Source organism: Amycolatopsis tolypomycina (assembly GCF_900105945.1).
Lineage (GTDB): Bacteria > Actinomycetota > Actinomycetes > Mycobacteriales > Pseudonocardiaceae > Amycolatopsis > Amycolatopsis tolypomycina.
In genome coordinates, this window is record NZ_FNSO01000004.1 from 1,469,977 (window position 1) to 1,494,404 (window position 24,428).

20 protein-coding genes are annotated in these 24,428 nt (G+C 71.6%); 11 read left to right on the top strand and 9 right to left on the bottom strand.

Annotated elements, in window-relative coordinates:
• Positions 1-47: 47 nt before the first annotated feature.
• Genes BLW76_RS17530 through BLW76_RS17545 form a run of 4 tightly spaced genes read left to right on the top strand, consistent with a single transcriptional unit; the run spans position 48 to position 7,621 of the window.
• Positions 48-1,529, top strand: a complete 1,482-nt coding sequence (locus tag BLW76_RS17530; protein ID WP_167384639.1) for a hypothetical protein — start codon at positions 48-50, stop codon at positions 1,527-1,529.
• A complete protein-coding gene (locus BLW76_RS17535; protein ID WP_043788290.1) occupies positions 1,529-2,329 on the top strand; it encodes a hypothetical protein in 801 nt (266 codons plus the stop codon). The genes BLW76_RS17530 and BLW76_RS17535 overlap by 1 nt, the downstream gene beginning before the upstream one ends.
• An 11-nt stretch (positions 2,330-2,340) precedes the next feature.
• Complete coding sequence (locus tag BLW76_RS17540; RefSeq protein WP_091308516.1) at positions 2,341-6,798, top strand: hypothetical protein; 4,458 nt, start codon at positions 2,341-2,343, stop codon at positions 6,796-6,798.
• Between the two features lie 37 nt (positions 6,799-6,835).
• Positions 6,836-7,621, top strand: coding sequence for a TIGR03620 family F420-dependent LLM class oxidoreductase (locus tag BLW76_RS17545; protein WP_091308519.1), 786 nt, complete (start codon positions 6,836-6,838; stop codon positions 7,619-7,621).
• Here BLW76_RS17545 and BLW76_RS17550 read toward each other — a convergent pair.
• Positions 7,618-7,878 carry a Cif family virulence factor gene (locus BLW76_RS17550; RefSeq protein ID WP_244170198.1) on the bottom strand — a complete coding sequence of 87 codons (261 nt, stop codon included), beginning with the start codon at positions 7,876-7,878 and terminating at the stop codon, positions 7,618-7,620. The genes BLW76_RS17545 and BLW76_RS17550 overlap by 4 nt on opposite strands.
• Before the next feature lie 35 nt (positions 7,879-7,913).
• Between BLW76_RS17550 and BLW76_RS17555 the strand changes: the two genes are divergently transcribed.
• Positions 7,914-8,258, top strand: a complete 345-nt coding sequence (locus BLW76_RS17555; RefSeq protein WP_091319519.1) for an ArsR/SmtB family transcription factor — start codon at positions 7,914-7,916, stop codon at positions 8,256-8,258.
• Here BLW76_RS17555 and BLW76_RS17560 read toward each other — a convergent pair.
• The gene (locus BLW76_RS17560) at positions 8,239-8,883 is read right to left on the bottom strand and encodes a LysE family translocator (protein ID WP_091308521.1); all 645 of its coding nucleotides are present in this window, start codon (positions 8,881-8,883) and stop codon (positions 8,239-8,241) included. The genes BLW76_RS17555 and BLW76_RS17560 overlap by 20 nt on opposite strands.
• Before the next feature lie 72 nt (positions 8,884-8,955).
• On the opposite strand from BLW76_RS17560, the gene BLW76_RS17565 reads away from it, so the two are divergent.
• From BLW76_RS17565 to BLW76_RS17590, 6 genes are all read left to right on the top strand, one after another.
• Positions 8,956-10,137 (top strand): winged helix DNA-binding domain-containing protein, encoded by a 1,182-nt coding sequence (locus BLW76_RS17565; RefSeq protein ID WP_091308524.1) that lies wholly within the window; start codon positions 8,956-8,958, stop codon positions 10,135-10,137.
• A gap of 395 nt (positions 10,138-10,532) precedes the next feature.
• The gene (gene gap / locus BLW76_RS17570) at positions 10,533-11,537 is read left to right on the top strand and encodes a type I glyceraldehyde-3-phosphate dehydrogenase (RefSeq protein WP_091308527.1); all 1,005 of its coding nucleotides are present in this window, start codon (positions 10,533-10,535) and stop codon (positions 11,535-11,537) included.
• Between the two features lie 5 nt (positions 11,538-11,542).
• Positions 11,543-12,757, top strand: coding sequence for a phosphoglycerate kinase (locus tag BLW76_RS17575; protein ID WP_091308529.1), 1,215 nt, complete (start codon positions 11,543-11,545; stop codon positions 12,755-12,757).
• Positions 12,757-13,542 (top strand): triose-phosphate isomerase, encoded by a 786-nt coding sequence (tpiA, locus tag BLW76_RS17580; protein ID WP_091308532.1) that lies wholly within the window; start codon positions 12,757-12,759, stop codon positions 13,540-13,542. Before BLW76_RS17575 ends, tpiA begins: the two co-directional genes overlap by 1 nt.
• A 127-nt stretch (positions 13,543-13,669) precedes the next feature.
• Positions 13,670-13,900, top strand: coding sequence for a preprotein translocase subunit SecG (secG, locus tag BLW76_RS17585; RefSeq protein WP_003071471.1), 231 nt, complete (start codon positions 13,670-13,672; stop codon positions 13,898-13,900).
• A gap of 107 nt (positions 13,901-14,007) precedes the next feature.
• Positions 14,008-14,352: an RNA polymerase-binding protein RbpA gene (locus tag BLW76_RS17590; RefSeq protein WP_043788280.1), complete on the top strand. Its 345-nt coding sequence runs from the start codon at positions 14,008-14,010 to the stop codon at positions 14,350-14,352.
• Between the two features lie 227 nt (positions 14,353-14,579).
• Here BLW76_RS17590 and BLW76_RS17595 read toward each other — a convergent pair whose 3' ends face one another.
• The 7 genes from BLW76_RS17595 to tkt all read right to left on the bottom strand — a co-directional run bounded on the left by BLW76_RS17595 (position 14,580) and on the right by tkt (position 24,276).
• The gene (locus BLW76_RS17595; RefSeq protein ID WP_208613318.1) at positions 14,580-15,779 is read right to left on the bottom strand and encodes a sensor histidine kinase; all 1,200 of its coding nucleotides are present in this window, start codon (positions 15,777-15,779) and stop codon (positions 14,580-14,582) included.
• A gap of 342 nt (positions 15,780-16,121) precedes the next feature.
• Positions 16,122-16,901, bottom strand: coding sequence for a 6-phosphogluconolactonase (pgl, locus tag BLW76_RS17600; protein ID WP_091308535.1), 780 nt, complete (start codon positions 16,899-16,901; stop codon positions 16,122-16,124).
• Positions 16,898-17,899: a glucose-6-phosphate dehydrogenase assembly protein OpcA gene (opcA, locus tag BLW76_RS17605; RefSeq protein ID WP_091319524.1), complete on the bottom strand. Its 1,002-nt coding sequence runs from the start codon at positions 17,897-17,899 to the stop codon at positions 16,898-16,900. The genes pgl and opcA overlap by 4 nt, the downstream gene beginning before the upstream one ends.
• Entirely contained in the window at positions 17,896-19,419 is a 1,524-nt protein-coding gene (gene zwf, locus BLW76_RS17610; protein ID WP_091308537.1) for a glucose-6-phosphate dehydrogenase, read from the bottom strand. Before zwf ends, opcA begins: the two co-directional genes overlap by 4 nt.
• Positions 19,416-21,038, bottom strand: a complete 1,623-nt coding sequence (locus BLW76_RS17615) for a glucose-6-phosphate isomerase (RefSeq protein WP_091308539.1) — start codon at positions 21,036-21,038, stop codon at positions 19,416-19,418. Before BLW76_RS17615 ends, zwf begins: the two co-directional genes overlap by 4 nt.
• A gap of 8 nt (positions 21,039-21,046) precedes the next feature.
• Positions 21,047-22,159 (bottom strand): transaldolase, encoded by a 1,113-nt coding sequence (tal, locus tag BLW76_RS17620; protein WP_091308541.1) that lies wholly within the window; start codon positions 22,157-22,159, stop codon positions 21,047-21,049.
• A gap of 14 nt (positions 22,160-22,173) precedes the next feature.
• Positions 22,174-24,276 carry a transketolase gene (tkt, locus tag BLW76_RS17625; RefSeq protein ID WP_091308544.1) on the bottom strand — a complete coding sequence of 701 codons (2,103 nt, stop codon included), beginning with the start codon at positions 24,274-24,276 and terminating at the stop codon, positions 22,174-22,176.
• Positions 24,277-24,428: the final 152 nt, after the last annotated feature.

Consider the following 24,428-nt stretch of genomic DNA (forward strand, 5'->3'; position numbering starts at 1 on the left):
CCGTCACCCGCGCGTGCGCAGAGGGTGGCCGACTAGCCTGGCCTGCTGTGCGAGACGACGACACCGGCCTGACGGGCCTGGCCGACGAGGGGCTGACGCGCCGCCTCAAGGCGCTGGCCTGCACCGCGCCGCTGCACGACCTCGACGCGCGGAAGGCGAAGCTCGACTGGGCCGACGCCACGATCTACCAGATGGCCGAGATCGCGCTGCACACGATCGACCAGGTCACCATCGCGATGGACTTCGACACCGGCGCCGGCCACGACGAGGTCATCGACCGGCTGCTGCCGTTCATCGCGCAGCAGGCGCCGTCGCGGATGCCCGAAGAACACGTCCGCGTCGCCAAGTGGGTCCTGGACAACCTCATCAACGTCGGCACCACCGACCGCGGCTTCCGGCGCGTCTACGGCTCGATCGGGCCGGGCGGCTACCAGCGGCGCCAGTTCGACTTCAAGCTGCTCGTCGAGCTGGCCGCCCGCGACGGCGAGGTCTACCTGCGGGCCACCGACGAGGCCATCAACGTCCTGGTCGGCGCCCTCGACACCGACGTCGAGTCCGCGCAGATCGCCGCCGAGGTCAAGCTCGAGAACCTCATCAACCGCGGCCGGCTCGCCGACGCCAAGCTCGCTGCCGAGCAGGCCCGCTACCGGACCGTCCAGTACGGCGAGACCCTGCGCGCGAAGCTCGACGCCACCCGCCGCGACGTCCGGTCGGTCGACTGGGAACGCGAAGTGCCCGAGCTGCTGGACAGCGCGCTCAGCCACATCGAAGCCCGCTTCCGCGCCGAGAACGCCATCCTCAAGAACATCACCACCGCCCGCGACGAGACCGAAGACCTCGACAAGAAGCGCCGCGCCGCCGAACTCGTCGACATCGTCGGCGACTGCATCCGCCGCCACACCCGCCTGCAGTCCCGGCTCGCCGACGCAGGCGCGGTCTTCCGCGCCGAACAGGACCGCCAGCAGTTCTCCGGCCCACCCCAGCGCGCCACCCTCGACCTCTTCGGCCAGCTCCTCGTCCCGGCACTCGGGCTGCCGCTGGCCGACGCCGTCACCCCGGCCGAGCACTTCTTCCACGCCGTCGCGGGCATCACCCCGCCGGTCGTGCCGTCCCTTTCGAGTCTCGTCTCGCTGCTCCTGCGCCCGGCGCCCGAACGCGACCACCTGGTTGGCGAAATTCCCGAGCCGGAGCTCATGCCCGCGGAAACAACCGACCGCTTCGGCGACGACGTCTGGCGCGCCGCCGACGAGCTGCTCGACCTGCCCGAGGTGCCGCGGCGGCTCTCCGGGCTGCTCGAAGAAGCCCGCCGCAGCCGCCAGCCCGGGCTCGCCGCCCTGGTCGCGCTGCGCGCGGTCCACGCCTACAGTCCCGGAATCGGCGCGGCCCGCCGCCAGGGCGACCGCTCGGTCCTGCTCGCCGTCGACGACGGCACGCTCCTGGACGACCCCGAGTTCGGCGGCGCCGACCTGCTCCTGTCCACCGCCGCCGTCGAACGCGCCGACGAAGAAGAAAACGAGGAGGTCGCGTAATGGCGCTGTCCCACAGCAGCGTGGACGCCGAGGCCGCGGCCCGGCTGGTCGCCTTCGGCATGCGGCCGAAGCAGCTGCCCGCACGTGACGTCGTGTACGGCGACCTCGTGCGCCGCTACGGCGAGGACAACGCGTTCAAGGCCCTCACCCACGCCGTCGCCGCCGGGCTCGGCCTCATGGTCCTCGAGGTCAACCAGCAGGCCGGCGCGGTCCTCGCCGCGACCGACGAGTCCGTCTTCGAGATCAAGATGGACTCCTACGCCCGGCAGGCCAAGATCCGCGAGCGCCGCGAGACCGAGAAGGTGCTGCACGGCCTGATCCACCTCGCCACCGCCGCACTCGGCTACCCGCGTCCCGACGACCTCGCCAACGACACCTACATCGGCCGCGTAAGCGTCGAGCAGGTCGACGCGATGGTCCGCGAAGCCGCCCGCATGCTCGACGAACGCGCCGCGGCCGCCGAGGCCAACAACGACCCCCTGGCCGACGCCCCCGAGCTCGAACAGGCCTGGCGCGCCTACACCCGCCGTCCCGCCGCGGCCGCCACCAAGGACGGCAGGCTGGCCGCCGACACCACCCGCGGCATGGTCAGCCGCGCCCTGCGGTTCCTCGCCGACCAGGGCTTCCTGGTCCCGGTGAGCGACGAGCAGGGCGGCACCTACCGGACCACGCCGCGCTACCAGATCCAGGTCCGCGAACTCGCCGCCGACGCCGCCTTCGACGACCTGCTCGCGCTCGACGTCGTCGCCGTCGCGACCGCCGGGGGCACGCTGCGCGCGGCCGCCTCGGACACGCTCTAAGAGGGGAACCGATGTACGAGCTTTCGCGGGTCCGCCTGCACTCGGTGGGCCCGGCGGGTGCCCGCTACCAGGACGTCGTGCTCGACTTCAGCGGCGTCGGCGCCAAGATCACCGCGCCCAAGCAGGACGCCCTGTTCAGCGCGGGCATCCACGCGACCGGCCCGGCCGAGCTGCGCCGCCCGTCGCCGGCCAGCGTGCTGTTCCTCGAGAACGGCGGCGGCAAGTCCGTGCTCATCAAGCTGATCTTCTCGGTCATGCTGCCGGGCCGCCGCCAGGTCGTGGGCACCACCAGCACCAAGGTGCTGGAGAAGTTCGTCGCCGCCAAGGACGTCTCACACGTCGTGCTGGAGTGGCTGCACGTCGAGAGCGGCCACCGGATCATCACCGGCAAGGTCTCGGAATGGCGCGGGCACGTCGTGTCCGCCGACTCCGAGAACCTCGTCGACTCCTGGTACTGCTTCCGCCCGACGTCCGCGCTCGGGCTCGACTCCCTGCCGATGACGCAGGACGGCCGGCTGCTCACCATGTCCGGCTTCCACGACAAGCTCACCGCGGCCCAGCTGGCCGAACCCGAGCTGGAGCTGTCCTGGACCCGCCGCCACCACGAGTGGACCGGCCGCCTCGACAACCTCGGCCTCGACACCGAGCTGTTCCGCTACCAGCGCGCGATGAACGCGGGCGAAGGCGAGGCGGCGGACGCGTTCGCCTTCGGCACCGACGACGCGTTCGTCGAGTTCCTGCTGCGCGCGGTCATCTCCGAGGAGGAGCCGAAGGACCTCGCCGAGGTCGTCGCGACCTACGCGCACAACCTGGCGCAGCGCGGGGATCTGCTCTCCGAACGCGACTTCGTGGCCGGTGCCCTGGACCTGCTGGCGCCCTTGGCCGCCGAGGAAGGCGTGGCCGCGGAGTCGCGGAAGATCGCGGAGTCCGCGAAGGCCGACCTGGCTTCGCTGGCCGGGCGCGTCGTCGCGCGCAACGAGCTGGAGAACGCGCGGCTGTCCGGGCTCGAAGAGCACGTCGACGAGGTCAAATCCGCGGAGAAGCTCGCCGAGGGCGACCACCGGCGGCTCGCCGCGGCCGTCACCGAGCTGCGCCGTCTGGTCGCCGTGCTGCGGCTGGACGAGGCTCAGGAGGCCCGCAAGCGCGTCGACGCCGAGCTGGCCGCGGCGAAGACCGAGGCGGAGGCCTGGCGCGAGACGGCGACCGTCCTCAACTCGCTGAACGCCGCGCGCAAGGCGAAGGACCTGCGCGAACTCGTCGGCAGCCGCGAGGAGAAGGCGCGTCCGGCCTTGAAGGCGCGCAACGACGCGGCTTCGGCGCTGGCACGCGGGTTGCACGCGTTGGCGCAGGACGCCCAGCGGCAGGCCGACAAGGCCGAAGCGCACGCGGGCGCGTTGCGCGCCGAAGCCGAGAAGGCGCAGACCGAGCGTGACGAAGCCGCGAACCTCGCGGCCGCCCGCCGGGCCGAAGCGCGCGGGCTCACCACACGGATCACCGAGCTGCGCGAAGAGGTGCAGGCCGCGGTTCGCGCGGGGTTGCTGCCTTCGGGCGCCGACGTCGCCGAGGCCTCGCGCGCGGCTCGTGCCGCGGCCGAGCAGGCCACCGCGGAACTGACCCGGCGCGACCAGGAACTCGACCGCGTCGGCACGGACCTCCAAGCGGCGCAACGAGCCGTCAACGAGGCGCACCAGCTCGCCGGCACCACCCAGGACCGCCTGGAACGCGCCACCGAGGACCTCGACCGCGCGCACCGCCGGACCGACGCCCTCGCCGCCGAAAGCCGGCTCGTCGAGCTGCTCGGCGCCGACGACGTCAACCTCGAGAGCGACCTTCCGGTACTGCTGGAACGGCTGCGCGAGGCGAGCGCGGCCGTCGAAAAGGAGCAGACCGCGCTGCGGATGGAGGAGTCCGCCGACGAGCGGGCCCTGGCGGCGCTGGGGTCCGGCGGGCTGCTGCCGCCGCCCGAGGACGTCCAGGCCGCCCTGGACGCCCTGGAGGAGGCCGGGATCACCGCGTGGTCCGGCTGGCGCTATCTGTCCAAACTGGACGCTTCCCGGCGCGCCGAAGTCCTGGAAAGCCTGCCGCAGCTGGTGTCCGGGGTCCTCCTGAACGACGCCGCGCACGCCTCCCGTGCCCGGGAAGTCCTGACGAAGCGGCGGCTGCTACCGAGCTCGATCATCGCCGTCGGCACCACCGAAGCGGCACTTTCACGTGAAAGTGCCGCTCCTGGGGTGGAGTTCCTGGTGCCGCCGAACCCCGCGATGTACGACGAAGAAGCCGCCGACGCCGAGCGGGAGGCCGTCGCGCGGCGGCACACCGAACGTCAGCGGCGGCTCGAAGCGTTGTCCGCCAAGCTGTCCGCGGACGGCGCCCTGACGTGGAAGCTCACGACGTGGCGCGAGGACTACCCGCCCGGGGCCATCGCGACCCTCGCCGAGCAGGCCCAGGCGGCCCGGACCGCGCGGGAGACCGCCCGCACGGCGCTGGAGCAGGCGGAGGCGGAATTCGCGCGGTTGAGCGAAAAGGCCGCGTCGCTGCGCGAGCGCGTCCCGGAACTGCGCGCGGCCGCCGCCGAGGCCGAGGAGAAGGCCCGGCGGCTCGGCGAGCTGGCCGTCCGCAGCGCCCGGATCGCCCAGTGGTCCGAAGAAGCCGAGCGGGCCACGGAGATCGCCGAGCGCGCCGACCTCCAGGCGTCCGACGCGGCAGGCAAGGCCGCGCGGCTGCGGGAGCAGGCGGGGGAGGAGCAGCGCACCGCCGACGGCCACCGCCGGACAGCGACCACCGCCCGCGCCGAGCTGGCCGAGGTGCCCGGCGCGGCCGACGCCGCCGACGGCCCGGCGCCGGCCGAGCCGGTGGACGCGCTGCGCCGGACCTACCTGTCGGCGTCCGAGTCGTACGCGAAGGTCGAGGTCGGCAGCGACCTGCGGAGCGAGCTGGACCAGGCCGAATCCGCCGAAGCCGCCGCGGGCTCGGCCGTCGAGTCGCTGGACGAGGCGGTGCGTTCGCGGGCCGCCGAGCTGCTGGAGACGCCCGACGGTTCCGACGCGTCGGCCCGCGCGGCGGCGCTGGCGCGCGCCCGCCGGCTCGTGGACGGCCTCGAGGACGAGCGCACCGAGGCGATCGGGCTCGTCTCGACCCGGCGCGCCGAGCTGGACGCGCTGCCGCTGCAGAACGGCGTCAACGGCGAGAAGCCGCGGGACATCGAGCACGGCCTGGAGCTGATCGACGCGGCCGGGCAGGAGGCGTCGGCGGCCGCCCGGAAGTGGGAAGAGCTGCAGGAGCGCCGGGCGTCGGCGGAGGCGACGCTGGAGTCGGCGCGCACCTCGGCGTCGGGGTTCGCGCTGCTCGCCGAATCGCTGGCCCACCTGGTGACCGACACGGACGCGGCGGCCTACGACGGCGACGTCGAGACGGCCCGGGCCCAGCACGCGCGGCTGAACGCGACCCTGAGCCAGGCCCAGGACGCTGCCGACGCGGGTGACCGGCGGGTACGCGCGGCCGCCGACCAGCTCGCGCAGTACGCGACGGAAAAGCGCTTCGAGAAGCTCACCACGCCGGTGCGCCAGCAGGTCATCTCGGTCAAGCGCGATCAGCTCCCGGCGCACGCCGCCGAGTGGGCCGAGGCGCTGCGGCCGCGGCTGCGCTCGCTGACCGACGACCTCGCGCAGATCGACCGGCACCGCGGCGGCATCATCACGCGGCTGCAGGGCATGGTCGACGGCGCGCTGCGGACGCTGCGCTCGGCCCAGCGCGTCTCCCGGCTGCCGGACGGCCTCGGCGACTGGTCCGGGCAGGAGTTCCTCCGCATCCGCTTCACGGAGCTGGAGGACAACGCGCTCGCCGAGAAGCTGGGCGAGGTCGTCGACGAGGCCGCGGTCGGCAAGACCGCGGACGGCCGGGACGTCAAGCGCGACGGGCTTTCCCTGGTGCTGCGCGGCGTCCGGGCCGCGGCGCCCAAGGGGTTCCGCGTCGACATGCTCAAGCCGGACTCGGTGCTGCGTACCGAACGCCAGCGCGTCTCGGAGATCCGCGACGTGTTCTCCGGCGGCCAGCAGCTGACCGCGGCGATCATCCTGTACTGCACGCTGGCGGCACTGCGCGCGAACAACCGCGGCAAGGCCCGCAACCGGCACTCGGGCGTGCTGTTCCTGGACAACCCGATCGGCCGCGCGTCGGCCGGGTACCTGCTGGAGCTGCAGCGGGCGGTGGCCGAGGCGCTGGGCGTGCAGCTGATCTACACGACGGGCCTGTTCGACGCGGGCGCGCTGTCGGAGTTCCCGCTGATCGTGCGGCTGCGCAACGACGCCGACCTGCGGGCGGGCCGCAAGTACCTGTCGGTCGACTCGACGATCCGCAACTCCCTGGAGGACCTGGGCGAGCCCGACGGCGTCGCGCGGCTGTCGGCGACCCGGATGTTCACTCGGGCGGCCGAGGAGCCCGGTTCCGCCGAGGACGAACAACCGGCGTGACGGGAACAATCCGGCGTCCGCCGGGGTTGTCGGGCGCATGACGAAACTGGGGCCGCTCGGGGCCACCCACAGCGCACTGGACACCGACACGGCCGTGGCCGTCGAGCTCGAAGAGCTGGGTTACTCGGCACTGTGGCTCGCCGGCGGGCAGGGGAACAACCTGCCGCAGATCACCGAGGTCGTCCGCGCGACTTCACGGATCCAGGTGGCGAGCGGGATCCTGTCGGTCGACCGGGTGCCGTCGGCCGCCGTCGCTTCGGCGTACGCCGACCTGCCCGCCGGCCGGTTCGTCGTCGGCCTCGGCGGAGCGCACGGCGCGCGCCCGCTGGCCGCGCTCGGCGACTACCTCGACGAGATCGAGGACGTCGTGCCGCCGTCCGCGCGGATCCTGTCGGCGCTCGGCCCGCGGATGCTCGAGCTGGCGCGCGATCGCGCGTCGGGCGCGTACCCGTACCTGGTGACCACGGACTACGTCGCGTCGGCGCGGGAGATCCTGGGTGCGGACCGGCAGCTGGCGGTGCTGCTCAACGTGGTGGCGGACACCGATCAGGCGAAGGTGCGGGAGACCGTCCGGGGTGGTGGCTCGCTGAAGTTCCTGGCCGGGATGCCGGGCTACGCGGCCAACTTCCGCCGGATGGGCTTCACGGACGCGGACATCGCGGACCTGTCCGACCGGCTCGTCGACGGCCTCACCGTGTGGGGTGACTTCGACGCCGTCGTCGCGCGGCTGCGTGAGTACCGGGCCGCGGGCGCCGACCAGGTGGTCGTCCCGCTCGACGGCTTGCCGCGGGAGTGGTGGCCGGAACTGGTGAAGGCTCTCTAGCCGCGGATCGCCCGCTGGTAGGCGGCGAGCGCCTCGGTGATCGCCTCGCCGCCGCGGAGGATGCCGCCGAGCGGGTTGTTCAGCTGGGCCAGGGGATCGGTCGTCCAGACCCGGCGGAATGCGTCGAGATCGCGCTGGTTGAAGGCATAGTAGAAGGATTCGAGCGCGGCCAGCGCGCCTTCCCGGCCGGGCTCGGCGGCTTCGTCGAGCCGGTTGTGCGCGTCCGGGCCGAACGTGACGTCGAGGTGTCGCGGCACGGGGGCTCCTAGAGTGTTCGATGGAGGTCGACCGGATGAGTGTACGAGAATCGTCGAACACCGCGCGGGCGCGCGGGCTGACGCACGCGGCCCCGGCGGCCGTTTCGCTGCAGGACGCCCTGGCCGCGGTCGCCGACCCGGTGCGCCGCGGCATCCTGCGCGAGCTCGCCGCCGTGCCCGAGTGGTCGAAGGCGTGCGGCACCTTCGACCTGCCGGTGGCGAAGGCGACGCTCAGCCACCACTTCGGGGTGCTGCGCGCGGCTGGCCTGATCGAACAACGCGACGAAGGCCCGCGACGGCTGAACCGCCTGCGGCGTCCCGAATTCGACTCCGTTTTCCCGGGACTTCTCGACCTGGTGCTCAGTCACCCCGGCCCGTGAACGCGAGCCCGGTGCCCAGGCCGATCATCACGAGACCGCCGGTGCCGCCGACGAGTTCCAGGCGCTTCGGCGAGCGGGCGAACCACGCGCGGGCCGTGCCGGCGACCAGCGCCCACGCGCTGTCGGTGGCCAGCGCGATCGCGGGCAGGCACAGCCCGAGGACCAGCATCTGGGCGGGCACCGAGCCCGCGGCGGGGTCGACGAACTGGGGCAGCAGGGCGGCCAGGAACACGATCGACTTCGGGTTCGCGAAGCCGACGACGAACCCGACGCGCAGCACGGACAGCACCCGGCCCGGCGTGGCGCGCACCTGCGCGGCCATCGCGTCGGTCAGCTTCCGGCGGTGGCGCACGGCCTGGATGCCCAGGTACACCAGGTAGAGCGCGCCGGCGACCTTGATCGCGGTGAACACCGCGGCGGACGTCGTGACCAGCGTGCCGAGGCCGAACGCGACCGCGACGACCTGCGCGTACACGCCCACGGAGTTGCCGACGACGGTGAGCAGCGCGTCGCGCCGCCCGACGGTGAGCGCGCGGCTGATCGTGAACAGCACGCTCGGCCCGGGGACCACGACCATGAGGAACGTCAGCGCGGCGAAGGCCGCGAAGTGTGCACCGGAGACCATTTCCCGAGACTATCGCCTGGTCACCCGGCACGACGAGGCGTTTTTGTCGGTGCCGGGTGGTAGGAAAAACGGGTGCCTCCGAAGATCAGTACCGAGCAGCGCCGGGCCCGCCTCGCGGTCCGGCACCACCTGGCCGCGCCCGCGGCCACGGTGACCGAAGCCGTCGCGGGGGTCGTCGCCCTGCACGCGACCGACCCGGCGACCGTCCACCTGTCCGCGTCCGCCCGGCTGGCCGGCCCGGCGGTCGCCGCGGTCGAGCAGGCCCTCTACGCCGAGCGGTCGCTTTTGCGCCTGCTGGGCATGCGGCGCACGGTGTTCGTGACGGACCTGGACACGGCGGCGCTGGTGCAGGCGGGCTGTTCGGCGGACATCGAGGTCAAGCAGCGCAAGCTCCTGGAGCAGCACCTGGGGCAGCAGGGCCACCCGGAGAACGTGCCGGAGCCGGCGGCGTGGCTGAAGGACGTCGAAGCGTCGGTCGAGGCGGCGCTGCGGGCCCGCGGCTCCGCGACGGCGCAGCAGCTGAGCGAAGACGAGCCTCGCCTGCGCCAGCAGCTCCTGATGGCGGCGGGCAAGCCGTACGAGGCCATCGGCAACGTGACCAGCCGCGTGCTGTTCCTGCTGGCGGCGGGCGGGCGGATCGCGCGCGGCCGTCCCCGCGGCAGCTGGCTGAGCAGCCAGTACGTGTGGCACCCCCTGGACGAGTGGGTGCCGGGCGGCCTGCCGGCGTGGGACGCGGAGGAGGCCCGGGTCGGACTGGCCCGGCGGTGGCTGCGTGCGTACGGCCCGGCACCGGTGAGCGACCTGCGGTGGTGGACGGGCTGGACGGCGGGTCAGACGAAGAAAGCCCTGGCGGCGTTGTCCCCGGTCGAGGTCGACCTCGACGGCGTGCCGGGGGTGGTGCCGGCGGACGACCTCGAACCGGTGCCGTCGCCACCACCGTGGGTGGCGTTCCTGCCGTCGCTGGATCCGACGCCGATGGGCTGGCAGGACCGCAACTGGTTCCTGGGGCCGCACCGGGCGGCCCTGTTCGACCGCAGCGGCAACATCGGCCCGACGGTGTGGGCGTCGGGGCGGGTGGTCGGCGGCTGGGCACAGCGGGCGTCGGGCGAGGTCGTGTTCAGGGTGCTGGAGGACGTCGGCGCGGAAGTGCGGGCGGCGATCGAAGCGGAGGCGGAGAAGTGCGCGAAGTGGTTCGGCGAGGTCCGGGCAGTGCCGCGGTTCCGCACGCCGCTGGAACGCGAGCTGACGGGATGACGGCGGTGCCGGGGTCGCTGGATCGGTCGAGTCATCGACCTCACGTGCCGCTCCGCGGACAGCTGCCACACCCCGCGGGAGACGGCTTCCGGGTGAATCGTTCAAGTGGCGATTTGCCGGTTCCGGCCGCTCGGGCCAGGGAGCGGCGCGCACCTCGCGCGATCAGCCGGAACCGGTCCCGGCGCCCGGAGTCGCGGCCCGCACCGGTCCGCCGTGGTCCACCCCCGGAACACCCCGCGTAGCGCACCGGCTTCTTAATCGATTCTTGACCCGTTCGCCAAGTGGTGGAAGTCTCGTCAGGGCAGTCAGGGACGCGCATGCCCGCACGCTAGGGTGGCCGCGAGCCCGCAAGTCACGGCCGGTGTTCCCGGCCGATCCTCAGAGGAGTGGCAGCAGTGACCGTTCGCGTAGGTGTCAACGGCTTCGGCCGCATCGGCCGCAACTTCTTCCGCGCCGTGCAGGCCAGCGGCCAGGACATCGAGGTCGTCGCCTTCAACGACCTCGGCGACGTCGCCACCATGGCCCACCTGCTGAAGTACGACTCCATCCTGGGCCGGTTCCCGGGTGAGGTCAGCGTCAGCGACGAGGGCATCGTCGTCGACGGCAAGACCATCAAGGCCCTCGCCGAGCGCGACCCGGCCAACCTGCCGTGGGGCGAGCTGAACGTCGACGTGGTCCTCGAGTCCACCGGCTTCTTCACCAACGCCGACGCCGCCAAGGCGCACATCGCCGGCGGTGCCAAGAAGGTCATCATCTCCGCGCCCGCCAAGGGCGAGGACCTGACCATCGTCCTCGGCGTCAACGACGACAAGTACGACGGCTCGCAGGTCATCATCTCGAACGCGTCCTGCACCACCAACTGCCTCGGCCCGCTGGCCAAGGTCCTCAACGACGCCTTCGGCATCGAGCAGGGCCTGATGACCACGGTCCACGCCTACACCCAGGACCAGAACCTGCAGGACGCCCCGCACAAGGACCTGCGCCGCGCCCGCGCCGCCGCCCTGAGCGTCGTCCCGACCTCGACCGGTGCCGCCAAGGCCATCGGCCTCGTGCTGCCGGAGCTGCAGGGCAAGCTGGACGGCTACGCGCTGCGCGTCCCGGTCCCGACCGGCTCGGCCACCGACCTCACCGTCACGCTGTCCAAGGCCGCCACGGTCGAGGAGATCAACGCCGCCTACAAGGCCGCCGCCGAGGGTCCGCTGGCCGGCATCCTGCGCTACTCCGACGACCCGATCGTCTCGGCCGACATCGTCACCGACCCGGCGTCCTGCATCTACGACGCGCCGCTGACCAAGGTCATCGGCAACCAGGTCAAGGTCGTCGGCTGGTACGACAACGAGTGGGGCTACTCCAACCGCCTCGCCGACCTGGTCAAGCTCGTCGGTTCGAAGCTGTCCTGAACCCCATGAGCGTCAAGAACCTCGACGACCTGCTGGGCGAGGGCGTTCAGGGCCGGTACGTACTCGTGCGTTCCGACCTGAACGTCCCGCTCGACGGGGATCGCATCACCGACGACGGCCGGGTCCGCGCGGCGCTGCCGACGATCAAGAAGCTCGCCGACGCGGGCGCGAAGGTCGTCGTCACCGCGCACCTCGGCCGCCCGAAGGGCGAGCCGGACCCGAAGTACACGCTCGCGCCGGTCGCGAAGCGGCTTTCGGAGCTGCTCGGCGCCGAGGTCGCGCTGGCCGGTGACCTGGTCGGCGAGTCCGCGAAGGCGCTGACGGCCGGCCTGGCCGACGGCGGCGTCGTCCTGCTGGAGAACGTGCGCTTCGACGCGCGCGAGACCAGCAAGGACGCCGCGGACCGCTCCGAGCTGGCCGCCGAGCTGGGCGCGCTCGTCCCGGGCGGCGCGTTCGTCTCCGACGGCTTCGGCGTCGTCCACCGCAAGCAAGCCTCGGTCTACGAGGTCGCGTCGGTGCTGCCGGCGTACGCGGGCGGCCTGGTGCTGGCCGAGCTCGACGTGCTGAAGAAGCTGACCGACGACGTCCAGCGGCCGTACGTGGTCGTCCTCGGTGGCGCGAAGGTGTCCGACAAGCTCGGCGTCATCGCGAACCTGCTGACCAAGGTCGACCGGCTGCTCATCGGCGGCGGCATGGCGTACACCTTCCTCAAGGCCCAGGGCCACGAGGTCGGCCAGTCGCTGCTGCAGGCCGACCAGCTCGACCAGGTGAAGGGCTTCCTCGCCGAGGCCGAGAAGCGCGGCGTCGAACTGGTGCTGCCGGTGGACGTGCTGGCCGCCACGGAGTTCTCGGCCGACGCCGAGCACGAGGCCGTCGACGCCACCGCGATCCCGGCCGACCGCCAGGGCCTCGACATCGGCCCGCGCAGCCGCGAGCTGTTCGCGAGCAAGCTGGCCGACGCCAAGACGGTGTTCTGGAACGGCCCGATGGGCGTGTTCGAGTTCGAGGCGTTCTCGGGCGGCACGCGTGCCGTCGCGGAGGCGCTCGTGAAGAGCGACGCGTTCACCGTGGTCGGCGGCGGCGACTCGGCCGCCGCGGTGCGGCAGCTGGGCCTGCCCGAAGACGGCTTCTCGCACATCTCCACCGGCGGCGGTGCCTCGCTGGAGTACCTCGAGGGCAAGGAACTGCCGGGCGTGACGGCCCTGGAGGAGAAGAACTAGTGGCACGCAAGCCGTTCATCGCCGGCAACTGGAAGATGAACCAGAACCACCTCGAGGCCATCGCGCTGGTGCAGAAGATCGCCTTCGCGCTGCCGGAGAAGTACTACGCGAAGGTCGACGTGGCGGTGCTGCCGCCGTTCACCGACATCCGCAGCGTGCAGACCCTGGTCGACGGCGACAAGCTGTCGCTCACCTACGGCGCGCAGGACGTCGCGCCGCAGGATTCGGGCGCGTACACCGGCGACATCTCGGGGCCGATGCTGGCCAAGCTGGGCTGCAAGTTCGTCACGGTCGGGCACTCGGAGCGGCGCGAATACCACGCCGAGTCCGACGAACTGGTCAACAAGAAGGTCAAGGCCGCGCTCAAGCACGGCATCACGCCGATCCTCTGCATCGGGGAGAAGCTCGAGGTCCGCGAGGCCGGCGAGCACATCCACCACACCACGACGCAGCTGATCGAGGGCCTGAAGGGCCTCAAGGCCGAGCAGGTCTCCGGCGTGGTGATCGCGTACGAGCCGGTCTGGGCGATCGGCACCGGCAAGGTCGCGTCGTCCGCGGACGCCGAAGAGGTCTGCAAGGCCATCCGCGCCACCCTCCAGGAGAAGTACGGCGACGAGGTCGCTTCGTCCGTCCGGGTGCTCTACGGGGGATCGGTCAAATCGGGCAACATCAGTGAACTGGTGGGCTGCGAGAACATCGACGGTGCCCTGGTCGGCGGAGCGAGCCTCGACGGTGAGGAGTTCACGAAACTCTGCGCACTCGCCGCGGGCGGGCCGCTGCCCTGATCGAGGCCACGACCGGGTAGCCTGTGTATTCGGTCCGTCACACAGCAGTGGACGAGTCCAGGGGTACGGTGGTGGTCGGAAACGACCATGCCGTACCCCTGCATTCTCCTAGAGCCCAGAGGATGACATGAAGCTGTTCCTGCAAATCCTGTTGATCGTCTCCAGCGTCCTGCTGGTGGTCGCCGTGCTGCTGCACCGCGGCCGGGGCGGTGGCCTGTCGTCGCTGTTCGGCGGCGGGATGCAGTCGAGCCTGGCCGGGTCGAGCGTGGCCGAGAAGAACCTCGACCGGATCACCCTGCTGCTGGGCGCGGTCTGGCTGATCAGCATCGTGGGCCTGGGTCTGCTGCTCAAGGTGTGAGGCGTCCGGCGTTCCGTCGTCGGCCGCGACCGGGTCGAGACGGCGGGGCGCAGCGATTCGGCGTGCCTATTGGGGGGCGCGCCGCCGATTCCTAGGTGTGAGGATTCATGGTTGGCGGTAACGCGATTCGGGGCACCCGGGTGGGTGCCGGTCCTACGGGCGAATCGGAACGGGGAGAGTCGGCGCCGCGCCGCCGCATCTCCTACTGGTGTGCCAACGGGCACGAGGCTCGGCCCTCGTTCGCGCTCGACGCGGAAATCCCCGACGAGTGGGACTGCCCCCGCTGCGGGCTCCCGGGCGGGCAGGACGAGAAGAACCCGCCGGCCGCCCCACGGACCGAGCCGTACAAGACCCACCTCGCGTACGTGAAGGAGCGGCGCAGCGACGCCGACGGCGAGGCCATCCTGGCGGAGGCGCTCGACCGCCTGCGCAAGCGCCGGGAAATCCTCTAAGAGGACCAGCCGAACGCCACCCCGAGCCCCCTCGGGGTGGCTTTTCGTGCGCTCACCCCGTGACGGAACAGCCGACACGCGTGATCAGGCAGCCGACACGACGCCCGAGCCGTGTCGACCCTTCAATCACGCGTGTCGACCGCTCAATCACGCGTGTCGACCCTTGGAGCACGGACGGACCGGAACTGTCGGTGCCCGCCGGTAAGCTGGATACCGGGGGCCGGAGGTCAGCGGTCCAGCGGATACCGCGCCCGCACCCGGAAGCCGCCGTCCTCCGTGCCCGACGTCTCGAAGCTTCCGCCCAGCAGCCGGGCCCGCTCGGCCAGGCCGGTCAGGCCGTGGCCGCCCGACGGCAACCCCTCCGTCGGACGGCTCGCCCGCTCGTTGCGCACCTCGATCTTGAGCGCACCGTGCTCACCCTGGATGCGGATCGTCGCCGTCGCGCCCGGGGCGTGTTTGTGGACGTTCGTCAGGCACTCCTGCACCGTCCGGTAGGCCGCCGCCGAGACCTGGTTGGGCAGGGCCTCCGGCAGGTGCTCCACCGTCAAGTGCACCGGGACGTCCGAGGTCCTGATCAGCCGGTCGAGCTCGTTGATGCCCGGCCGCGGGCCGTCGTCGTCCGAGCCGGCCCGCAGCACGCTGACCAGGGACCGCAGCTCCTCCAGGGTCCGCTTGGACAACATGCGGATGACCTGCGCGGTCTCCTGCGCCCGGTCGTCGGTGGTCTGGGCCTGCAGCGCGCCGGCCTGCATGGCGATCAGGGTGATCTGGTGCGAGACGACGTCGTGCATCTCGCGGGCCAGCCGGGCGCGTTCCTCGGCGCGGACGGCGTCGGCGTGGAAGCGGCGCTCGCGGTCGCGGCTCGTGGCCAGCTCGGCGAGCTTGTTCGAAACCTCGGTGCGCGCGCCGATGAGCAGGCCGATCGCGATCGGCATGCCGGCGACGAGGACGCCGTAGATGCCGTCGAGGATGTGCTCGCGCCAGCTGAGCTCGGCGAAGTCCTCCAGCGGCCACTGCACGAACCGGCACGTCCACACCAGCGCGGCGCCGACCCAGACCTGCCAGTGCAGCTGACGGCGGGTGGCGAGCATGCCGAGCGTGATCATCGACGCGAGCTGGGCCCAGCCGGCCAGGAAGCCGGGGACCGCGACGAGCACGGCGAGGAACGGGAACTTCCGGCGGAACACCACCGCGAGACAGGCCGCGCCGGAGAGCCAGATGGAGTACGGCTGGGCCTTCTCGGGAATGACCAGCCAGACGTCGAGCACGGCCAGGATGACGGCGGCCGCCTCGATGGCGAACGTGACCACAGCGGGCCGCGGCAATGAGCCGAACAGGCTCAACCCGCGCTTGCGGACCCGCTCGGCGGCCGACGGCCCCGAGCCGGCGATCGAGATGCCTGGAATCGAGAGTCCCTCTGTACTCATCGCTGGCGACCCCATTCGTCTTGTGGACTTGATGGTGAGAGGCGCTCGAGGCCCGATCGGGACGCGCGGAGCCAGACAAATGTGCGGATGCTAACGAGGTGACGTACGGAGACGGTTAGTTTCACCCGTGCGCGGCGCTTCGGCGTCCGGATTCCGCAACCGGCTGCGCCGTTCGGAGTAGGATCGGCGAGGAATGCTACCGACGGTGGAATTGTCGTGCCCCAGTGTGTGTCCAGGTGACCACATCGTGGGAATCATGTTACCCACGTGCGGTCGCCCGGCGGTAGGTCCGGAAACGAATGAAGGCCCCCTGCCGAAGCAGGGGGCCTCCACCGAACACACTCAAGCCGTCGGCGGCTGGTACACCTTCGTCAGCTTCCCCGCCGCAGCTCGGTCCAGCAGCCACAGCGTCCGGCGATGTCCGCGCGCCCCGGCCACCGGCAGCTGGACTTCCCCGGCTCCCGCCAAGGCCAGCGCCACCGCGTCCGCCTTTGCCGAGCCGGCCGTCATCAGCCACACGTCCCGGGCCCGGCGAATGGCCGGCAGTGTCAGCGACACCCGCGTCGGTGGTGGCTTCGGGCAGTTGCGCACCGCCACCACCGATCGCTCCGTCTCGTACACCGCCGGGGACTCCGGGAACACCGATGCCGTGTGGCCCTCGCCGCCGAGGCCCAGCAGCATGATGTCGAACGACGGTACGTCGCCGTGGTCCTCCGGGCCCGCCTGCGACGCCAGCTCCGAAGCGTAAGCCGCGGCCGCCGCGTCGACGTCGTCCCCGAACTCGCCGTCGGAGGGCGCCATCGCGTGGACGCGCTTCGGGTCCAGCGGGACGTGGTCCAGCAGCGCCTCGCGGGCCTGCTTCTCGTTCCGCTCGTCCGAATCCGCCGGGACGAACCGCTCGTCGCCCCAGTAGATGTCCAGGCGGGACCAGTCGATCGCGTCGCGGGCCGAGGACGCCCGCAGCTCCGACAGCACCGCGATGCCCGTGCCGCCGCCCGTCAGGACCAGTGACGCCGAGCCCTTGGCCGCCTGGACGTCCACCAGCCGCGTGACCAGCCTGGCGGCCGCCGCGGCCGCCAGGATGTCCTGGTTCGCGTAGACGACGACTTCCGTCTTGCTCATTTGCGCGCCTTCGACGAAACCGCCGCGGCGGCCGGCGACGTGACGTCCGCCTTGGGCGGCGCGCCCGTCTTGCCGTTCGTGCCCGACGTGATCTTGCCCAGGCCGTGCAGGGCCGCTTCGTAGACCTCGTCCGGGTCCAACCGGCGGAGCTCCTCGATCAGGCAGTCCTGCGTGCTGCGCCGCTGCAGGGCGATCCGGCGGGTCGGCTGACCGGGCTGGGTCAGCGTGCCGACGCGGCCGTCCGGGCGGTGCAGCTCCACCGGGCCGGACTTGCGGTCGAGCGTCACCGAGATGATCCCGGCCGCCCCGGAGCTCTTGACCCGCTTGACCGGCACCTTCAGGTACTCGGCCAGCCAGGCGGCCAGCAGCTCGGTCGACGGTGAGTCGGCCTCGCCGGTCACCGTCGCGGCGGTGATCTTCTCGTACGGCGGCAGGTCCAGCGCCGAGACCAGCTGGGCGCGCCAGTGCGTCAGGCGCGTCCAGGCCAGGTCGGTGTCGCCTGCCGTGTACGCCTTCGCGCGCGTGGTCAGCGCCTTGACCGGGGTCTTCTCCGCGGCCGAGTCGGTGATCCGGCGCTGGGCCAGCTCGCCGAGCGGGTCCTTGTCCGGGTCCTTCGGGCCCGCGCTCGGCCACCAGCAGACGATCGGCGCGTCCGGCAGCAGCAGCGGCACCACCGCGCTCTGCCCCTGCGCGGCCAGCGGGCCGTACAGGCGCAGCACGATGACCTCGCTCGCGCCGGCGTCGCCGCCGACCCGGATCTGGCCGTCGATGCGCGGGGCCGCCGTGCGGGCGCCCTTGGCCACCACGATCACCCGCGACGGGTGCTCGCGGCTGGCGCCGTTGGCCGCCTCGATGGCCTCTTCGAGCTTGGCGTCGTCGTCGGCCACGATCACCAGCGTCAGGACGCGCCCGAGCGCGACCTGACCGCCCTGTTCGCGGATCTCGACCAGCTTCTTGTTGAGTGCCGAAGTCGTGGTCGACGGCAGGTCGATGATCACGGGCGCCTCCATTTCCGGCCGGTGCGCTCCAGCATTTCGTCGGCGGACGGCGGGCCCCACGTGCCCGGCGCGTACTGCTCCGGCGCGCCTTCCTTCGCCCAGTGGTCGAGGATCGGGTCGAGGATCTTCCAGGAGAGCTCGACCTCTTCGTTGACCGGGAACAGCGACGGCTCGCCCAGCAGGACGTCCAGGATCAGCCGCTCGTAGGCCTCGGGGGAGGACTCGGTGAACGCGTGCCCGTACCCGAAGTCCATCGTGACGTCGCGGACCTCCATTGTGGTCCCCGGCACCTTCGAGCCGAACCGCAGCGTGATGCCCTCGTCCGGCTGGACCCGGATGACCAGGGCGTTCTGCCCCAGCTCCTCGGTCGACGTCGAGTCGAACGGCAGGTGCGGCGCCCGCTTGAACACGACGGCGATCTCGGTGACGCGGCGGCCGAGCCGCTTGCCGGTGCGCAGGTAGAACGGCACGCCCGCCCAGCGGCGGTTCTGCACCTCGAGGGTCACCGCGGCGTAGGTCTCGGTCTTCGAGTCCTTCGCGAAGCCCTCTTCCTGCAGCAGGCCGGGCACCTTCGTGCCGCCCTGCCAGCCGCCGGCGTACTGCCCGCGGGCCGTCGTCTCGCTCAGCGGGCCGACCGGCGTGACGCCGGACAGCACCTTGATCTTCTCCGCGCGCAGGGCTCGCGGCTCGAACGACAGCGGCTCCTCCATCGCGGTGAAGGCGAGCAACTGCAGCAGGTGGTTCTGGATGACGTCCCGGGCGGCGCCGATGCCGTCGTAGTACCCCGCGCGGCCGCCGAGGCCGATGTCCTCGGCCATGGTGATCTGCACGTGGTCGACGAAGTTGGCGTTCCAGATCGGCTCGAACAGCTGGTTGGCGAAGCGCAGCGCCAGGATGTTCTGCACCGTCTCCTTGCCGAGGTAGTGGTCGATGCGGAACACCGACTCCTCGGGGAAGACGTCGTTGACGATCGCGTTGAGCTCTTCGGCGCTCTTGAGGTCGTGCCCGAAGGGCTTCTCGATGACCACGCGCCGCCAGGTCTTCTCGTCGGCGTTCGCCAGCCCGGAGCGGGCCAGCTGCTTGGTCACCACCGGGAACGCGCCGGGCGGGATCGACAGGTAGAACGCGGTGTTGCCGCCGGTGCCGCGCTCCTCGTCGAGGTCGCGGACGGTCTTCGCGAGCCGGTCGAACGCGTCGTCGTCGTCGAAGGTGCCCTGCACGAACCGGATGCCTTCGGCGAGCCGGTTCCACACCGACTCCTTGAACGGCGTCCGCGCGTGCTCCTTCACCGAGTCGTGCACGAGCTCGCCGAAGTCCTGGTGCTCCCAGTCGCGCCGGGCGAACCCGACGAGCGAGAAGCCCGCGGGCAGCAGCCCGCGGTTGGCCAGGTCGTAGATGGCGGGCATCAGCTTCTTGCGGGCCAGGTCGCCGGTGACGCCGAAGATCACCAGGCTGGACGGCCCGGCGATCCGCGGGAGCCGCTTGTCCCGCGGGTCGCGCAGCGGGTTGACCCACGTCATGCGCCCACCTCCTGGACCGCGCGGACGACGGCCGCGAGGCCCGCGGCCCGGTCGGTCAGGTGCAGGCGCAGCACCGGGCGGCCGTGCTCGGCGAGCACCTGCCCGTCGCCGAGGGCTTGCGCGTGCTGCAGCTGCCCCAGCGTGTACGGCCGGTCCGGCACGTCGAGGTCCTGCTCGACGGCGCCGGTCAGCTGCAGGAAGACGCCGTTCTGGTGCCCGCCCTTGTGGTACTGGCCGGTGGAGTGCAGGAACCGCGGGCCCCAGCCGAACGTCGTCTGCTTCCCGGTGCGCTTGGCGATCTCGCCGCGCAGCACCGCCGTCGAGGCGTCGTCGAGCCGGTCGAGGTAGGCCTGCACCGCGATGTAGCCCGCGTCCGGCGCCGAAGCGAAGAACGCGCGCAGCACGTCGGTCAGGCTGCCGTCCGTGGAAACCCCGGCAGAGCCGAAGATCTCGACCGGGCCGTCCACATTGGACGCCGTCTCGCCGCCCTTCAGCTTCTCCGGGTCGTCCAGCAGGGCGCGGGCCGCCTTCTTCGCCGCCTCGACGTCCGGCTGGTCGAACGGGTTGATCCCGATCAGCCGACCGGCCAGCGCGGTGGCGAACTCCCAGAGCAGGAACTGCGCGCCGAGCGAGCCGGTGACGGCGATCTTCGCCGCGCCCTGCGGGCTGCCGACCGCGGTGGCCGTGGCGTCGTCCCCGGCGTCCACGAAACCGGCCGCCTCCGGACCCTCGACCGCGACCGGCAGCAGGCCGGTGCCCTGCTTGCCGGTGGACTCCGCGATCAGCTGCTCGGCCCAGTCCGGGAAGCCCTTGATGCCGGAGCCGGTGTCCGCGAGGACGACCTTCTCCGCGCCGGCTTCGTGCGCGGCGGCCCAGGCGGCGGCCAGCTTGACCGCCGGGTTGTCCGCCGAGTCCGCCGCGAGCTCTTCGGCCACCGAAGCGGCCTGGTCGAGCAGCCGGGCGACGTCCGCCCCGGCCAGCCCGGCCGGGACGAGCCCGAACGCGGTCAGCGCCGAGTAGCGGCCGCCGACGTGCGGGTCGGCGAGGAAGACCTTGCGGTATCCCTCCTTTTCGGACAGTTCCTGGAACGGCGAGCCCGGGTCGGTGACGACCACGATCCGCCGGGCCGCGTCGATCCCCGCGTCGGCGAACGCTTTCGCGAAGATCCGCCGGTGGCTGTCGGTCTCGACGGTGCCGCCCGACTTCGACGACACCACGATCACCGTGCGCTCGAGGTCACCGGCCAGCGCGTCGGCGACCTGGCCCGGGTCGGTGGTGTCGAGCACCGTCAAGGCGACGCCGTCGGTCGCGGTGATCACCTCGGGCGCGAGCGACGAGCCGCCCATGCCGGCCAGCACGACGCGGTCGACGCCCTCGGACCGCAGTTCGGTGCGCAGTGCCTCGATCTCGCCGATCAGCGGCCGCGACGACTTGTGCAGCGTCGTCCACGACAGCCGGATCGACGCCTCGGATTCGGCGTCCGGCCCCCAGAGCGTCGCGTCCTGCGCCGCCAGCTTCGAAGCAGCCTGGTCGGCGACCAGCTGTTCGGCCAGCGGCGCGGCACGCTCCGCCAGTGCGGCGTCCACGATCTCGACGCCGGTCTTTTCGCCTGTCGTCATGTCGTGCTTCAGCCCTTCGCCTGCTCGAGCTGCCCGTTCACGGTGTCCAGAAGCTCGGTCCACGACTTCTCGAACTTCTCGACGCCCTCGTTCTCCAGGACGAGGAACACGTCGGTGATGTCGATGCCCACCGCGGAGAGCTTGTCGAAGACTTCCTGCGCCTCGGCGCCGCGGCCGGTGACCTGGTCACCCTTGAGCTCGGAGCTCTCCGCGACCGCGTCGAGGGTCTTCTCCGGCATCGTGTTGACCGTGTCCTTCACGACCAGGTCGTCGACGTAGAGCGTGGGGGAGTAGTCCGGGTTCTTCACGCCGGTCGACGCCCACAGCGGGCGCTGCGCGTTGGCGCCGTCGGCCGCGAGGGCCTTCCAGCGGTCCGACGCGAACAGCTCCTCGAAGGCGGCGTAGGCGAGCCGCGCGTTGGCGACGGCGGCCTTGCCGCGCAGGGCCAGCGCCTCGTCGGTGCCGATGGCCTCCAGGCGCTTGTCGATCTCGGTGTCCACACGGGACACGAAGAACGACGCCACCGAGTGGATGCCGCGCAGGTCGTGGCCGTTGGCCTTCGCCTGCTCCAGGCCGGCGAAGAACGCCTTGATGACGTTCTCGTAGCGCTCGACGGAGAAGATCAGCGTGACGTTGACGCTGATGCCCTCGGCCAGGGTCTTCGTGATCGCCGGCAGGCCCTCTTCGGTGGCCGGGATCTTGATCAGCACGTTCGGCCGGTCGACGGTCTTCCACAGGTCCTTCGCCTCGGCCACCGTCCTGTCGGTGTCCTTGGCCAGGCGCGGGTCGACCTCGATGGAGACGCGGCCGTCGACGCCGTTCGTGGCGGTGTAGACGTCCCGGAACAGGTCCGCGGCGTTGCGCACGTCGGTCGTCGTCAGGTCGCGGATGGTGGCCTCGACGTCGGCGCCCTGGGCGGCGAGTTCGCGGGTGCGCTCGTCGTAGGCGTCACCCTTCGACATCGCGTTGGCGAAAATCGTCGGGTTGGTCGTCACGCCGACGACGTGCTTGTCGCGGATCAGGTCGGCCAGGTTGCCGGTGTTCAGGCGTTCACGCGAGAGGTCGTCCAGCCAGATCGATACGCCGGCCTCGGACAGTGCCGCGAGCTTGTCGTTGCTCATTACTGTCATCCCCTTCAGGAATTCTTGGTGTTGGCGATCGAGCGACGGGCGGCCTCGACGACTGCCTCCGCCGTGAACCCGAACTCACGGAACAGCGTGGCAGCGTCGGCCGACGCACCGAAGTGCTCGATCGAAACGTTCACCCCGGCGTCACCGGTGAAGCGGTGCCACGACTGGGCGATGCCCGCCTCGACGGACACGCGGGCCTTCACACCGGCCGGGATGACGGATTCGCGGTAGGCCGCGTCCTGCGCGTCGAACCACTCGACACACGGCATGGACACGACACGCGCCTTGACGCCGTCGGCGTCCAGGGTCTTCTTGGCCTCGACGGCGAGCTGGACCTCGGAACCGGTGGCGATCAGCACGACGTCCGGCGTCCCGTCGGAGTCGGCGAGGATGTACCCGCCCTTCTTGACGCCCTCGGCGCTGGTGCCCTCGAGCACCGGCACGTTCTGGCGGGTCAGCGCCAGGCCGGACGGGTGCTCGGTGTCCTCCAGGACGGCTTTCCAGGCGTACGCGGTCTCGTTGGCGTCCGCCGGGCGGACGACGTTGAGGCCCGGGATCGCGCGCAGCGCGGAGAGCTGCTCGATCGGCTGGTGCGTCGGGCCGTCCTCGCCGAGGCCGATCGAGTCGTGCGTCCACACGTAGGTGACCGGCGCCTTCATCAGCGCGGCCAGCCGGACCGGCGGGCGCATGTAGTCGGAGAAGATGAGGAACGTCGCGCCGTACGGGCGGGTGCCGCCGTGCAGCGCGATCCCGTTGAGGATCGAGCCCATGGCGTGCTCGCGGACGCCGAAGTGCAGCGTCCGGCCGTACGGGTTGGCCTGCCACATGTCCGTGGCGGCCTTCTCGGGACCGAACGAGTCGGCGCCCTTCATCGTCGTGTTGTTGCTCTCGGCCAGGTCGGCCGAGCCGCCCCACAGCTCCGGCAGCGGCTCGGCGAGGGCGTTGAGCACCTCACCGGAGGCCTTGCGGGTGGCGATGCCCTTGGCGTCCGGCTCCCACTTCGGCAGGTTGTCGGCGAAGCCCTCGGGCAGCGTGCGGGTGGAGAGCCGGTCCGCGAGCTTCTTGCGCTCGGGGTTGGCCTGGGCCCACGCCTCGAACTTCTCGGCCCACTCGGCGTGCGCGGCCCGGCCGCGCTCGGCCGCCTGGCGGGTGTGCTTGAGCACGTCGTCCTCGACCTGGAACGACTGCTCCGGGTCGAAGCCGAGGATCTCCTTGACCGCGGCGACCTCTTCGCCGCCCAGCGCGGCGCCGTGCGCCTTGCCGGTGCCCATCTTCTTCGGCGCCGGGTAGCCGATCACGGTCCGCAGCGCGATGAACGACGGCCGCTGCGTCTCGGCCTTGGCGGCCTTGATGGCCTCCTCGATCGCGACGACGTCCTCGCCGCCCCCGACCACCTGGGTGTGCCACCCGTAGGCCTCGTAGCGCGCGACGGTGTCCTCGGACAGCGCGATGTTGGTGTCGTCCTCGATCGAGATCTTGTTGTCGTCGTAGAAGACGATCAGGTTGCCCAGCTCCTGGCGGCCCGCGATGGACGAGGCCTCGGAGGTGACGCCCTCTTCGATGTCGCCGTCGGAGGCGATCACGTAGACGTAGTGGTCGAAGATGCTCTCGCCGGGCGCGGCGTCCGGGTCGAGCAGGCCGCGCTCGCGGCGGGCCGCCATCGCCATGCCCACGGCGTTCGCGAGGCCCTGGCCCAGCGGGCCGGTGGTGGTCTCGACGCCGTCGGTGTGGCGGTACTCGGGGTGACCCGGGGTCTTCGAGCCCCACTTGCGCAGCTGCTTGAGGTCCTCGAGCTCGAGGCCGTAGCCGGCGAGGAACAGCTGGATGTAGAGGGTGAGGCTCGAGTGACCGGCCGACAGGACGAACCGGTCACGGGCCGGCCAGTGCTGGTCGTTCGGGTCGTGGCGCATGGCGCGCTGGAACAGCGTGTAGGCCAGCGGCGCCAGGCTCATCGCGGTGCCGGGGTGGCCACTGCCACAGTGCTCCACCGCGTCGGCGGCCAGCACCCGGACGGTGTCCACGGCGCGGGTGTCGGTGTCGGTCCAGTCGGCGGGCGTGTTGCGCCGGAGGAGTGGGTTGTTCTCGCTGGTAGTGGCGGTTTCGGACACTGAACTCCAACTCCCGGTCATGATGGTTGCGGCTGGTCTTCCTCGTTCCGGTTACCCGTGCGCGCGGCTACTTATCTCAATCGATCCCGAAGGGACGATATTCCTGCTCGCGGCCATGCGCAGGGGCAATCGCGGCCCGTCGCGGCCAGCCT